Genomic DNA, 12,252 nt, shown 5'->3' on the forward strand with positions numbered 1-12,252 from the left:
CTCTTGGAGGTCGACCGCCGACACCGCCACCAACGCGAAGGATCCGCGACCGACGTGTTCGACACTCTCTCCGATCGCCTCACAGCGACGTTCAAGAACCTCAGGGGCAAGGGCCGTCTGAGCGAGGCGGACATCGACGCCACGGCGCGCGAGATCCGTATCGCCCTGCTGGAGGCGGATGTCGCACTGCCCGTGGTGCGGGCCTTCATCAAGCAGGTCAAGGAGCGCGCCCTCGGCGCCGAGGTCTCCAAGGCCCTGAACCCGGCCCAGCAGGTCATCAAGATCGTCAACGAGGAGCTGATCGGCATCCTCGGAGGCGAGACCCGCCGTCTGCGGTTCGCCAAGAACCCGCCGACGGTGATCATGCTCGCCGGTCTGCAGGGCGCGGGCAAGACCACGCTCGCGGGCAAGCTTGGCCGCTGGCTCAAGGCGCAGGGCCACACCCCGCTGCTGGTCGCCTGCGACCTGCAGCGCCCCAACGCCGTCAACCAGCTCACCGTCGTCGCCGAGCGCGCGGGCGTGGGCATCTACGCGCCCGAGCCGGGCAACGGCGTCGGCGACCCGGTGAAGGTCGCCGAGGACTCCATCGAGTACGCCCGCACCAAGCAGTACGACGTCGTCGTCGTCGACACCGCCGGCCGTCTGGGCATCGACGCCGAGATGATGCGGCAGGCCGCCGACATCCGCGACGCCGTCCGCCCCGACGAGACCCTCTTCGTCGTCGACGCCATGATCGGCCAGGACGCGGTCAACACCGCCGAGGCGTTCCGCGACGGCGTCGGCTTCGACGGCGTGGTGCTCTCCAAGCTCGACGGCGACGCCCGTGGCGGCGCGGCCCTGTCGATCGCGCACGTCACCGGCCGCCAGATCATGTTCGCCTCCAACGGCGAGAAGCTGGACGACTTCGACGCGTTCCACCCGGACCGCATGGCGTCCCGCATCCTGGGCATGGGCGACGTCCTCAGCCTCATCGAGAAGGCCGAGCAGACCTTCAGCCGGCAAGAGGCCGAGCAGATGGCCGCCAAGCTGGCCAAGGGGCCCAAGGAGTTCACCCTCGACGACTTCCTGGCCCAGATGGAGCAGGTCCGCAAGATGGGCTCCATCTCCAAGCTGCTGGGGATGATGCCCGGCATGGGGCAGATCCGGGAGCAGATCAACGACATCGACGAGCGCGACGTGGACCGCACCGCCGCGATCATCAAGTCGATGACCCCGGCCGAGCGCACCGACCCCACGATCATCAACGGTTCGCGGCGGGCCCGTATCGCCCGCGGCTCCGGCGTGGACGTCAGCGCGGTGAAGAACCTCGTGGAGCGCTTCTTCGAGGCCCGCAAGATGATGTCCCGCATGGCCCAGGGCGGCGGCATGCCGGGGATGCCCGGGATGCCGGGCATGCCGGGGATGGGCGGCGGTGCCCGGAAGAAGGGCAAGCAGCAGAAGAAGGCCAGGGGCAAGCAGCGCTCGGGCAACCCGATGAAGCGCAAGGCCGAGGAGCAGGCCGTGGCCGAGCGCCGCGCCGCGGGCCAGGGCGGTGCCTTCGGACTGCCCGGCGGCCAGGGACCGGAGGACTTCGAGCTGCCCCAGGAGTTCAAGGACATGCTCCCGCCCAAGTGACCGGCCGGTGACGCGGGCCGCCCGTACGGCCGGGTGGGCAGCACGCGCGCGGAGGGGCGGCGCCGGGACCGTGAAAGGCCCGGCGCCGCCCCTCCGCGCGTTCGCCGCCCGCCGCCCGCCCGCGGTCGGCGGCACCCTCAGGTCATGGCGACCACGTAGCGGAACAGGTTCTGCATCCACACGGTGCCGTCCGGCCGTACGTGCGGGCGCAGCGCCTCGGCCAGTTCCTTGGCGACCTGCTCCTCGTCCGTCGCCCGGACGGCCGCGTCGTACAGACCGGTCGAGACCAGCCCGCGCACCGCGCTGTCCAGATCGGCGTAGCCGAAGGGGCACGCCACCCGGCCCGAGCCGTCGGGGCGCAGCCCGGCCCGCCGCGCCAGGTCCTCCAGATCGTCCCGGCCGCCCGGCCGCCAGCACCGGCCCGCCGCGCGCTCCGGCTCGGCCAGGCGCTGGGCCACCCGCAGCGCGGGGGCCGCGGCACACCGCTCGGCCGGCCCCCAGCCCGCCAGCACCACCGGCACGCCCCGGCCGGCCGTCTGGGCCACCCGGGCGAGCACGGCGGCGTCGGGCAGGGCGTCGAAGGCGGTCACCAGCGTCGGGGGCGGCCCCTCGCGCAGGGCCGCGCCGTCCGGTCCGCCGTCCGGCCCGCCCGGCAGCACCCGCGCGGTCCAGTGCCGCGCGCCCCACTGCGGCTCCGGCAGCAGCCGCTGCCGGGCCAGTTCCAGGCGTGCCTCGTCGGTGTCCGTCCCCGTGACGGTCGCGCCCCGGGCCGCCGCCATCACCAGCGCCAGGCCCGAGCCGCAGCCCAGACCCAGCACATGGGAGTGCCGTCCGACCTCGAACCGCTCGTATACCGCCTCGTAGAGCGGAACCAGCATCCGTTCCTGAATCTCCGCCCAGTCCCGGGCGGGCCGCGGGAGGTGCCGCTGTGCGAGCGTGGGTGCCATCGCAACATCCCCATTCCGATGGAAGGATCGCCGGATAACCGGCCGCCGTCTCGTCCCCCGAGAGGTCCTGTAGTCCCCGAAAGCCAGGGAACTGCGCATCTGTCCCCGAGTCCAGAGGGGCGCCGGGGTGTTTCCACCCGCGCTTGCCCGCGCGCACTCCTACGTTCCCCCGGCAGTCCGGTTCACGCATCCGCAGCAGACCGCCGTAACATGCGCGGCATGGCAAAGGCTCCCGTGCTCACCCCCCAGGCGGAGGACTTCCCGCGCTGGTACCAGGACGTGATCAACAAGGCCGAGCTGGCCGACAACGGGCCGGTGCGCGGCACCATGGTCATCCGACCGTACGGGTACGGGCTCTGGGAGCGGATGCAGAGCGAGATGGACGCCCGCATCAAGGCCGCGGGCGCCGACAACGCCTACTTCCCCCTGTTCATCCCGCAGTCCTACCTGACCAGGGAGGCCGAGCACGTCGAGGGCTTCGCCCCCGAGCTGGCGGTCGTCACGCACGGCGGCGGCAAGGAGCTGGAGGAGCCGGTGGTCGTCCGGCCCACCTCCGAGACGATCATCAACGAGTACTTCTCGAAGTGGGTGCAGAGCTACCGCGACCTGCCCCTGCTGATCAACCAGTGGGCCAACGTGGTGCGCTGGGAAATGCGTCCGAGGGTCTTCCTGCGAACGAGTGAGTTCCTGTGGCAGGAGGGGCACACCGCCCACGCCACCTACGAGGACGCACGCGACTACGCCGCCCGCATCCACCGCGAGGTCTACGCCGACTTCATGGAGAACGTCCTGGCCATGGACGTCGTGCTGGGCCGCAAGACCCCCAGGGAGCGCTTCGCGGGCGCCATCAACACCCTCACCCTGGAGGGCATGATGGGTGACGGCAAGGCCCTGCAGATGGGCACCAGCCACGAGCTGGGCCAGAACTTCGCCAAGGCGTTCGACACCCGCTACCTGTCGAAGGACGGCGGGCGGGAGCTGGTCTGGCAGACCTCCTGGGGCACCTCCACCCGCATGGTCGGCGGCCTGATCATGATGCACGGCGACGACGGCGGGCTGCGGATCCCGCCGCGCCTGGCCCCCGTCCAGGCCGTCGTCCTGGCCATCAAGGGCGACGACGCGGTGCTGGCCAAGGTCCGCGAGGTCGGCGACCGGCTCGCCGCGGCCGGTGTCCGGGTGAAGGTGGACGACCGCACCGACACCCCCTTCGGCCGCCGGGCGGTGGACTGGGAGCTCAAGGGCGTGCCGCTGCGCGTCGAGATCGGCCCGCGCGACCTGGAGAGCGGCACCGCGATGCTGGTCCGCCGCATCGCCGGGGGCAAGGAACCGGTGGCAGTCGACGCCCTGGCCGAGCTGTGCCCGAGGATCCTGGAGGAGGACCAGGCGCTGCTGCTGCGCCGGTCCCGCGAGCGCCGCGAGGCCCGCACCTCGGACGTGCGGACGGTGGAGGAGGCCGCCGAGGCCGCCGCCGGCGGCGGCTGGGCCCGCATCCCCTGGGCCGACCTGGGCCCGGAGGGCGAGGCGAGGCTCGCGGAGCAGTCCGTCACGGTGCGCTGCCTGGTCGGCGAGGACGGGTCGGTACCCGAGTCCGACGACGCCCCCGGTACGGTGGCCGTGGTCGCCCGCGCCTACTGAGGCGCCCCGTGACGCCCCCGCCCCGGCCGGTCCCCGCCCGGGGCGGGTCCTCCCGGATCGGCATACCCGTCCCGTCGGCGCGCATCAACCTGAACTGACTGGTAGGTGCAAATTATTTGGGATGCCCCGTAATCGGAACACCGGGACACTCTGGCTCGTTGTGCACGACGTGAGCACGACACCACCTGTACTCGCCGCCGAGCTGGCGCTCGCGTGGGCCGACATCCAACGGCACCACCCGGAGCTGCCCGACCTGGCCGCGCCCGAATCGCTGATCGGGGAGTCGTCGTCCGCCTGCGGCGCCGAGCTCTCCTTCGAACGGCTGCTGCACGAGGCCGTCCACGGGATCGCCGCCGCCCGCGGAGTCCGGGACACCTCGCGCGCCGGCCGATACCACAACCGCCGCTTCCTGGCGATCGCCGAGGAACTGGGCCTGGAGCACTCGGAGGAGCCGCATCCGAGCAGCGGCTTCTCGCTGGTCGTGATGAAGCCCGAGACCAGAAGGCGCTACCGGCCCACCATCGAGCGGCTGCAGCGCGCCCTGCGTGCCCACAGCGCCGCCACCGCCACCGACACCTCCCGCGCCTTCCGCGGCCCCGCCGCGCGGCACGGTTCGTCGGGCGGCGGGGTGCGGGTCAAGGCCGTGTGCGACTGCGGGCGCAACGTCCGGGTCGTCCCGTCCGTACTGGCCCAGGCGCCGATCATGTGCGGGGCCTGCGGGAAGCCGTTCCGCATCCCGGACAAGGAGAAGGAGGCGGTCGGGGTGGGCTGAGGCGCCGCGGACGGGGCCGGGAGGCCGGCCGCCCCCGCGGGGTGCGGCACAAGAGGTGTGGCACAATGGGCGGCTGTACTCGACAGCCGCACAGGACCCCTCTCTCCTCCGGCTGACGCGTCCACTCGGACACTCGGGTACCACAACCCCACGTGGCATCCCGCCGTGTCCAACCACGCCAAAGACCAGGAGACACCACAGCCGTGGCAGTCAAGATCAAGCTGAAGCGACTGGGCAAGATCCGTTCGCCTCACTACCGCATCATCGTCGCCGACTCCCGTACCCGTCGCGACGGCCGGGCCATCGAGGAGATCGGTCTGTACCACCCGGTGCAGAACCCCTCTCGTATCGAGGTCGACTCGGAGCGCGTCCAGTACTGGCTGGGTGTCGGCGCGCAGCCGACCGAGCCGGTCCTGGCCATCCTGAAGGTCACCGGCGACTGGCAGAAGTTCAAGGGTCTGCCGGCCCCGGAGCCGATGAAGGTCGCCGAGCCCAAGGCCGACAAGCGCGCCCTCTTCGAGGCCGCCGCCAAGGAGTCGGCGGACGAGCCCAAGGGTGAGGCCATCACCCAGAAGGCGAAGAAGGCCGACAAGAAGGCGGACGAGGCCGAGGCCGCCGCCGAGTCGACCGAGGCGTGACCATGCTGGAAGAGGCCCTCGACCATCTGGTGAAGGGCATCGTCGACCACCCCGACGAGGTGCAGGTCGCCTCCCGCAACCTGCGTCGCGGGCGCGTGCTGGAGGTCCGGGTCCACCCCGACGACCTCGGCAAGGTGATCGGCCGCAACGGCCGCACCGCACGCGCGCTGCGCACCGTCGTGGGCGCTCTCGGCGGGCGGGGCGTCCGCGTCGACCTCGTCGACGTGGACCAGGTCCGCTGAGGGCCGCAGCAGACAACGCAGAGCACCGGCACGGGCCGGGGGCGGCACCGCCGCCCCCGGCCCGTGCCCGTGACCGCCGCCGTGCGCGGACCGAGCGCGGGGCGGCACAAGGGAACCGGCGAGAACCTGGAGTGACGAGCAGTGCAGCTGGTAGTCGCGCGCATCGGCCGTGCCCACGGGATCAAGGGCGAGGTCACGGTGGAGGTGCGCACCGATGAACCCGAGGTGCGCCTCGCCCCCGGCGCGGTCCTGGCCACCGACCCCGCCTCCGCAGGGCCCCTGACCATCGAGTCCGGGCGTGTCCACAGCGGCCGGCTGCTGCTGCGCTTCGCGGGCGTGGGGGACCGCACCGCCGCCGAGGCGCTGCGCAACACCCTGCTGATCGCCGAGGTCGACCCGGAGGAGACCCCCGAGGACCCCGACGAGTACTACGACCACCAGCTGATCGACCTCGACGTCGTCACCCGCGACGGAACGCCCGTCGGCCGGATCGAGGAGATCGCCCACCTGCCCCACCAGGACCTGCTCGTGGTGCGCAGGGCCGACGGCGGCGAGGTGCTCGTCCCCTTCGTCGGTGAGATCGTCCCCGAGATCGACCTGGAAGGGCAGCGGGCCGTCATCGACCCGCCGCCCGGACTCATCGACGACCGCGCCGAGATCGCCGGATCCCGCACCGGGAGCGGCGCGGGGGACGCCGGGAACGGTGAGGACGGCGCCTGATGCGGATCGACGTCGTCACGATCTTCCCCGAGTACCTGGAGCCGCTCGACGTCTCCCTGGTGGGCAAGGCACGCGCCCGCGGCCTGCTCGACGTACGCGTCCACGACCTGCGGCAGTGGACCCACGACCGGCACAACACCGTCGACGACACCCCCTACGGCGGCGGCCCCGGCATGGTCATGAAGCCCGAGCCGTGGGGCGAGGCGCTGGACTCGGTCATCGCCTCGGGCGCGGACGGGCAGGGGGAGGGACCGGTCCTGGTCGTCCCCACCCCCAGCGGCAGTCCGTTCACCCAGGAGACCGCCGTCGAACTGGCCGCCGAGCCGTGGCTGGTCTTCACCCCCGCCCGCTACGAGGGCATCGACCGCCGCGTCATCGAGGAGTACGGCGAGCGCCTGCGGGTGCGCGAGCTGTCCATCGGCGACTACGTGCTGGCCGGCGGAGAGGCGCCCGTCCTGGTCATGGTGGAGGCCGTCGCCCGGCTGCTGCCCGGGGTCCTGGGCAACGCCGAGTCCCACCGCGACGACTCCTTCGCGCCCGGGGCCATGGCCGACCTCCTGGAGGGCCCCGTCTACACCAAGCCGCCGGTGTGGCGCGGCCGGGACATTCCCGAAGTGCTGCTCAGCGGCCACCACGGCAGGATCGCCCGCTGGCGCCGGGACCAGGCGTTCCGCCGCACCGTGCGCTACCGCCCGGACCTGATCGAGAGATGCGACCCCGCGGCGCTGGACGCCGATGACCGCAGGCTGCTCGCCGAGCTGGGCTGGGCCGAGCGGCCCGACGGCCGATTTGGGCCCGTGGCCGGGGGCGTGGAAGAATAGGCCGCTGCCTCGCGTCCGGCGCGCGACCCTGCCACAGGGGGACCAACGCCCGACCGGTACGGCGGCTCACCGAACCCAACGAACGATTCCGCCGATGACCTGTGGCATCGGCGAGGAAAGCAGACGGTCATGCACCTTCTCGACAGCGTCGACTCCGCCTCGCTGCGCAGCGACATCCCCAGCTTCCGCCCCGGCGACACCGTCAACGTCCACGTGCGCGTCATCGAGGGCAACCGCTCCCGTGTGCAGCAGTTCAAGGGTGTCGTCATCCGCCGCCAGGGCTCCGGCGTCCGCGAGACCTTCACCGTCCGCAAGGTCAGCTTCAGCGTCGGCGTGGAGCGCACCTTCCCGGTGCACACCCCGGTCGTCGAGAAGATCGAGGTCGTCACCCGCGGTGACGTCCGCCGCGCCAAGCTGTACTACCTGCGCGAGCTGCGCGGCAAGGCCGCCAAGATCAAGGAGAAGCGCGAGCGCTGATCCGCGACCGGCCCGCGCGGCGGAGCGCCGGACGCCCCGGTGTCCGGCGCCGCCCGCGGGGTACGGCCCCCGCGCCGCTGTCCGCACCGGTGTCCGCCGCGCCGCCGGGTTAGGCTCTCGGCTCGATGAACACCGACGAACAGCACACGCGATCCATGGAGCGCGACCGCTCCCCCTCCCCCGTACGGGGAGGGGGACGCCGGTCGCGTTTCGTGCGTCCGGGGGCCGCGGTCGCCGCGGTCGCCGTGCTGCTCCTGCTGGTCCACACGTTCGCGGCGGAACCCTTCCGCATTCCGAGCGGCTCCATGGGGAACACCCTCAAAGCGGGCGACCGCGTCCTGGTGAACAAGCTGGCGTACCGATTCGGCAACCTTCCGGCGCGCGGAGACGTTGTGGTGTTCGACGGCACCGGTTCGTTCGACCGGGAACCGTCGCGGGGGACCGACTACGTCAAGCGGGTCGTCGGAGTCGGTGGAGACAGGGTCAGATGCTGCGACGAGCGGGGGAGGATCGAGGTGAACGGCGAACCGGTGGACGAGGCCTACCTGTATCCCGGCGACCGGCCCTCGGCCGTCCCGTTCGACATCGCGGTCCCCGAGGGGCGGCTGTGGGTGATGGGCGACCACCGCTCCCGGTCGAGCGATTCCCGGGACCACCTCGGAGCCCCCGGCGGCGGCACCGTGCCGGTGGAGAGGGTCATCGGACGGGCCGACTGGATCGTCTGGCCGGCCGACCGCTGGACCTCCCTGCGGGGCCGTGATGGGTAGGCGCGGACGGCCGCGCGGCGGCGGGCGGGCGGCCGCACGCGGTGGCGGCACGCCGCCGGAGCCCCGGACCACGCTGCGCGGCCCCGGCGAGGGCCGGGCCGACCGGCGGCGCGCCGCCAAGCGGATCAGAAGGCGCCGACGGCTGTCGGTGACCAAGGAGATACCCATCCTGGTGGGCGTCGCGCTGCTGATCGCACTGGTACTCAAGACGTTCCTGGTGCAGGCGTTCGTCATCCCCTCCGGTTCGATGGAGCAGACGATCAAGATCGACGACCGGGTGCTGGTGGACAAGCTGACGCCCTGGTTCGGCTCGCGCCCCGAACGCGGTGACGTGGTGGTCTTCAAGGACCCCGGGGGCTGGCTGCCGCCGGGGGAGGAGCCGGAGCGGGACGACCCCGTGGGCATCAAGCAGGGCAGGCAGTTCCTGACCTTCATCGGACTGCTGCCCTCCGCCGAGGAGCAGGACCTGATCAAGCGGGTCATCGGCATCGGCGGGGACACCGTCGTGTGCTGCGACGAGGACGGCCGGGTGACGGTCAACGGCACACCGCTGAACGAGCCGTACCTCCACCCGGGCAACGCGCCCTCGCAGATGCGCTTCGAGGTGAAGGTGCCCGAGAACCGCATCTTCGTGATGGGCGACCACCGCTCCAACTCCGCCGACTCCCGCTACCACCTCCAGGACCCGGGGAAGGGGACCATTCCCGAGAGCCTGGTGGTGGGCAAGGCCGTGGTGATCGCCTGGCCCTACGCCCACTGGCGACGGCTGGAGGAGCCCGAGACCTACGCGTCGGTACCGGATCCGCGCGGCGAAACCGCCTCCGCGGCCGCGGGCGCCGACAATGGCGATGACGATGACATGGTGCGCATACCGAGCCCTGCGGAACTCCCGCTCGTTATGGGAGTGGCAGGCGTGGGTCTGCACAGGCTGAGGCGCGGGCTGCAGCGCGGTAAGAGCGGTATCGGTGTGAGGAGTGGATGTGGGGGACGTGGCGGTCGGGGCGCGATCCGACGCGGACGGGCCCGAGCGGCGGGCCGACGACGAGCCCGTGGAGCGCGGTGAGGAAGCGGCCGCGGGCCCGGACAGCGGAGAGAGAGTGACGGAAAAGAAGCAACGCTCCTTCCTGAAGGAACTGCCCATCCTCATCGGCATCGCGCTGCTGCTGGCTCTGGGGATCAAGACGTTCCTGCTGCAGGCGTTCTCCATCCCCTCCGACTCGATGCAGAACACCCTCCAGCGGGGCGACCGGGTGCTGGTGGACAAACTGACGCCCTGGTTCGGGGCCGAGCCCGAGCGCGGCGAGGTCGTCGTCTTCCACGACCCGGGCGGCTGGCTCGACGAGTCGGTCCGGCAGGACACCAACGTGTTCCAGGACTTCATGAGCTTCATCGGCCTGATGCCCTCGGCCGAGGAGCAGGATCTGATCAAGCGGGTCATCGCGGTCGGCGGCGACACCGTGGCGTGCGAGAAGAACGGTCCCGTCACGGTCAACGGCAAGGCCCTGGAGGAGGAGTCCTACATCTACCCCGGCGACTCCCCCTGCGGCAGCGAGGGCTTCGGCCCGGTCAAGGTCCCCGAGGACCGGATCTGGGTGATGGGCGACCACCGCTCCAACTCCCTGGACTCCCGTTTCCACCAGCAGCTCCCCGGACAGGGGACGGTGCCCGTGGACGACGTCGTGGGGCGGGCCGTCGTCAAGGCGTGGCCGATCGACCGCTGGGGCACCCTCCCGGTGCCCGACACCTTCGCCGAGCAGGGCCTGGCCGCGGCTCCCGCGGCGCTGGGCCTGGTGGGCGCGGTGCCGCTGGTGATGTGGCGGCGGCGCCTGAGGGCCAGGGCCGCGGAAGGGGCGCCCGGAGCGCCCGGGACGGCGGAGGTGTCCGGGACGGCGCCCGGAGCCGTGAGCGGGACGGACGGGCGGGCCGCGGGCTGACCCGGGAGCGTACCCGGGGGTAGGGTGCGGCGCAGACCGTCGCTGGACCCAGATCTTCCGGGAGCGTGAGTGAGCAGAGCCGAACGTACCGGGGGAGGCCGCGGCCGTCTGGGCCAGGTGCTGTCGTCGGCGGCCGTGGTGATCGGCTGCGTCCTCTTCCTGGGCGGTTTCGCCTGGGCCGCCGTCCTGTACCAGCCCTATGCCGTGCCCACCGACTCCATGGCGCCCACCGTCGAGGCCGGGGACCGGGTGCTGGCCGAGCGCATCGACGGCGACGAGGTCAGGCGCGGCGACGTCGTCGTCTTCCTCGATCCGCTGTGGGGCAACATGCCGGTGATCAAGCGCGTCGTCGGCGTCGGCGGCGACACCGTGAAGTGCTGCGACGGGCAGGGGAAGCTGACCGTCAACGGCGATCCCGTCGACGAGCCGTACCGGCTGGAGCGCGAGAGGGCCTCCTTCGCCACCTTCGAGGCCTCCGTGCCCGAGGGGCAGCTCTTCCTCCTCGGCGACCACCGGGAGGGATCACTGGACTCGCGCACGCACCTGGAGGACGCCAACAACGGCTCCGTGCCCAGGGAGGCGGTGACGGGCCGGGTCGACGCCACCGTCTGGCCGCTGGGTCACGCGGGCATGGTCGAGCGCCCCGCCGGCTTCGCGGACCTGCCCGGCGGGGTCTCCCGGCCGGGGCCGCTGGGCCCCGCCCTGGCGGCGATCGGGGCCGGCGCCCTGCTGATCTTCGGCGGCGCCGGGTACGGGGCGATCGGCTCGGTCCGCGGCAAGCGTGCGAGGCTGACGCACAATGGGGGAACGCACGGCTGAAGGGGAACACGCCATGAGCGCCGAGGACCTCGAGAAGTACGAGACCGAGATGGAGCTGAAGCTCTACCGGGAGTACCGGGACGTCGTCGGTCTGTTCAGGTACGTGATCGAGACCGAACGCCGTTTCTACCTCACCAACGACTACGAGATGCAGGTGCACTCGGTCCAGGGCGAGGTCTTCTTCGAGGTCTCGATGGCCGACGCCTGGGTGTGGGACATGTACCGGCCGGCCCGTTTCGTCAAACAGGTGAGGGTGCTCACCTTCAAGGACGTGAACATCGAGGAGCTGAACAAGAGCGATCTGGACCTGCCCGAGGACTCCGACTTCAAGAGGTGAGCCCGGAGCCGGCCGCCGGTCCGTCAACGCCGCGCCTGATGATCACTCGTACGAGTGAGCGAGATATCCACAACCGGCCGGTAGTCCACCGAACCGGACCATGATCGCCCAACCGCCTCCCCAGCCGCCACAGTCGGCCCCGGAGGTGGTACCGATGAACGGCAGGAACGCACTCGGGCGCTACGGCGAGGACCTGGCCGCCCGGCGGCTGCGCGAGATGGGCATGGCCGTCCTCGAACGGAACTGGCGCTGCCGCGACGGCGAGATCGACATCGTCGCCCGGGACGCCGACGCGCTCGTCGTCTGCGAGGTCAAGACACGCCGGGCCGGCCCGTACGAGCACCCGATGTCGGCCGTGACCCCGCGCAAGGCCGAGCGGCTGCGCAGACTCGCCTCCCGCTGGCTCGGCGAACGCTGGCTCGCCCGGTACGGCCGTCCGCCGACCGGAGGCGTACGCATCGACCTCGTCGGCGTCGTCCTGCCCGAGCGCGGCGCCCCCCGGGTGCAGCACGTGAGGGGGGTGGCCTGA

At 71.9% G+C, this 12,252-nt stretch carries 15 protein-coding genes; 14 read left to right on the top strand and 1 reads right to left on the bottom strand.

The window, feature by feature from the left end:
• Positions 1–54 precede the first annotated feature (54 nt).
• The gene (ffh, locus tag BMY40_RS21480) at positions 55–1,614 is read left to right on the top strand and encodes a signal recognition particle protein (RefSeq protein ID WP_093662127.1); all 1,560 of its coding nucleotides are present in this window, start codon (positions 55–57) and stop codon (positions 1,612–1,614) included.
• Positions 1,615–1,751: 137 nt separating this feature from the next.
• Here ffh and BMY40_RS21485 read toward each other — a convergent pair whose 3' ends face one another.
• Entirely contained in the window at positions 1,752–2,561 is an 810-nt protein-coding gene (locus BMY40_RS21485; protein WP_093662129.1) for a methyltransferase domain-containing protein, read from the bottom strand.
• Between the two features lie 219 nt (positions 2,562–2,780).
• On the opposite strand from BMY40_RS21485, the gene proS reads away from it, so the two are divergent.
• The 13 genes from proS to BMY40_RS21550 all read left to right on the top strand — a co-directional run bounded on the left by proS (position 2,781) and on the right by BMY40_RS21550 (position 12,252).
• Entirely contained in the window at positions 2,781–4,196 is a 1,416-nt protein-coding gene (proS, locus tag BMY40_RS21490; RefSeq protein ID WP_093662301.1) for a proline--tRNA ligase, read from the top strand.
• A gap of 121 nt (positions 4,197–4,317) precedes the next feature.
• Positions 4,318–4,968 (top strand): hypothetical protein, encoded by a 651-nt coding sequence (locus BMY40_RS21495; protein ID WP_177214090.1) that lies wholly within the window; start codon positions 4,318–4,320, stop codon positions 4,966–4,968.
• A gap of 203 nt (positions 4,969–5,171) precedes the next feature.
• Complete coding sequence (gene rpsP / locus BMY40_RS21500) at positions 5,172–5,606, top strand: 30S ribosomal protein S16 (RefSeq protein WP_093662131.1); 435 nt, start codon at positions 5,172–5,174, stop codon at positions 5,604–5,606.
• Positions 5,607–5,608: 2 nt separating this feature from the next.
• Complete coding sequence (locus tag BMY40_RS21505; protein ID WP_093662133.1) at positions 5,609–5,848, top strand: RNA-binding protein; 240 nt, start codon at positions 5,609–5,611, stop codon at positions 5,846–5,848.
• A 141-nt stretch (positions 5,849–5,989) separates the two neighbouring features.
• Positions 5,990–6,568, top strand: coding sequence for a ribosome maturation factor RimM (rimM, locus tag BMY40_RS21510; protein ID WP_093662135.1), 579 nt, complete (start codon positions 5,990–5,992; stop codon positions 6,566–6,568).
• Positions 6,568–7,389 (top strand): tRNA (guanosine(37)-N1)-methyltransferase TrmD, encoded by an 822-nt coding sequence (trmD, locus tag BMY40_RS21515; protein WP_093662137.1) that lies wholly within the window; start codon positions 6,568–6,570, stop codon positions 7,387–7,389. The genes rimM and trmD overlap by 1 nt, the downstream gene beginning before the upstream one ends.
• A 129-nt stretch (positions 7,390–7,518) precedes the next feature.
• Complete coding sequence (rplS, locus tag BMY40_RS21520) at positions 7,519–7,866, top strand: 50S ribosomal protein L19 (protein WP_093662139.1); 348 nt, start codon at positions 7,519–7,521, stop codon at positions 7,864–7,866.
• Between the two features lie 125 nt (positions 7,867–7,991).
• Positions 7,992–8,633: a signal peptidase I gene (gene lepB, locus BMY40_RS21525; protein WP_093662141.1), complete on the top strand. Its 642-nt coding sequence runs from the start codon at positions 7,992–7,994 to the stop codon at positions 8,631–8,633.
• Positions 8,626–9,696, top strand: a complete 1,071-nt coding sequence (gene lepB, locus BMY40_RS21530; RefSeq protein WP_093662143.1) for a signal peptidase I — start codon at positions 8,626–8,628, stop codon at positions 9,694–9,696. Before lepB (BMY40_RS21525) ends, lepB (BMY40_RS21530) begins: the two co-directional genes overlap by 8 nt.
• A complete protein-coding gene (gene lepB / locus BMY40_RS21535; RefSeq protein ID WP_093662305.1) occupies positions 9,623–10,567 on the top strand; it encodes a signal peptidase I in 945 nt (314 codons plus the stop codon). Before lepB (BMY40_RS21530) ends, lepB (BMY40_RS21535) begins: the two co-directional genes overlap by 74 nt.
• A gap of 69 nt (positions 10,568–10,636) precedes the next feature.
• Positions 10,637–11,386 (top strand): signal peptidase I, encoded by a 750-nt coding sequence (gene lepB, locus BMY40_RS21540; protein ID WP_245770231.1) that lies wholly within the window; start codon positions 10,637–10,639, stop codon positions 11,384–11,386.
• A 13-nt stretch (positions 11,387–11,399) separates the two neighbouring features.
• Complete coding sequence (locus BMY40_RS21545) at positions 11,400–11,723, top strand: DUF2469 domain-containing protein (RefSeq protein ID WP_093662147.1); 324 nt, start codon at positions 11,400–11,402, stop codon at positions 11,721–11,723.
• A 154-nt stretch (positions 11,724–11,877) separates the two neighbouring features.
• Positions 11,878–12,252, top strand: coding sequence for a YraN family protein (locus BMY40_RS21550; protein WP_093662149.1), 375 nt, complete (start codon positions 11,878–11,880; stop codon positions 12,250–12,252).

It is taken from the genome of Streptomyces radiopugnans (assembly GCF_900110735.1).
GTDB classification, from domain to species: domain Bacteria; phylum Actinomycetota; class Actinomycetes; order Streptomycetales; family Streptomycetaceae; genus Streptomyces; species Streptomyces radiopugnans.